The sequence below is a fragment of the Herbidospora sp. RD11066 genome (assembly GCF_054661255.1).
In genome coordinates, this window is the sequence record NZ_BAAGDO010000244.1 from 1 (window position 1) to 256 (window position 256).

The window sequence follows — 256 nt, forward strand, 5'->3', positions numbered from 1 at the left end:
CAAGCAGCTCATCCTTCCAGAGGCCGAGACGAGAATCCAACATAGCCAGCGGATGCCCTATGTTCTGCTCCCTCAGTGAATTAAATAATCATGCTTATGTCCGAGGTGACACCATGTTTTTAAAGGTCATAGTGGATACATCTGACCTAGCAACCTAGCGTCCGCCCATGGCCATGATTGATCAGCGGGTGCCGCATAGACCTCTTTCATAATGGCGACCGATAATATTGTTCTTTTGTATCTATGTTAATTAGAC

The 256-nt window shown here is 46.1% G+C and carries 1 protein-coding gene; it reads left to right on the forward strand.

Annotated elements, in window-relative coordinates:
- Positions 1-158, forward strand: a 158-nt coding sequence (locus ACYQ78_RS39835; protein ID WP_459806185.1) for a hypothetical protein, incomplete at its 5' end; no start/stop codon positions are given.
- Positions 159-256 lie beyond the last annotated feature (98 nt).